Origin of the sequence: Candidatus Macondimonas diazotrophica, assembly GCF_004684205.1 — a bacterium.
In the GTDB taxonomy this organism is placed as follows: Bacteria; Pseudomonadota; Gammaproteobacteria; order UBA5335; family UBA5335; genus Macondimonas; species Macondimonas diazotrophica.
The window spans coordinates 1-209 of sequence record NZ_SRIO01000094.1 but is presented as its reverse complement, the minus strand read 5'-3'; the positions used below and the strand labels follow the sequence as shown (position 1 = coordinate 209).

Annotated in this window: 1 protein-coding gene; it reads left to right on the top strand. The window is 59.3% G+C overall.

What is annotated here, in order from left to right:
* On the top strand, positions 1–209 hold a 209-nt coding region (locus tag E4680_RS14415; RefSeq protein ID WP_205688966.1), incomplete at both ends, for a hypothetical protein.

Below are 209 nucleotides of genomic sequence, written 5' to 3'. Positions count from 1 at the left end.
CTGTGCGCCGATCTTGTTGCGGCATTCCATGTGGCGCATGCGACCACACTTCAGCAGGAGCGATACCGGTTCACGCAGATTGCCCCCTATCTCATTCGCCTGCCGAAGGTCGATCTCTCTGTCCCGCCATTCCCTCCAATAGGAGAACACAGCGGAGAGCGCTTCCTTGCGCTCTACAAGACGGCGGTCGAGCGTGCTGTGACTGTGCT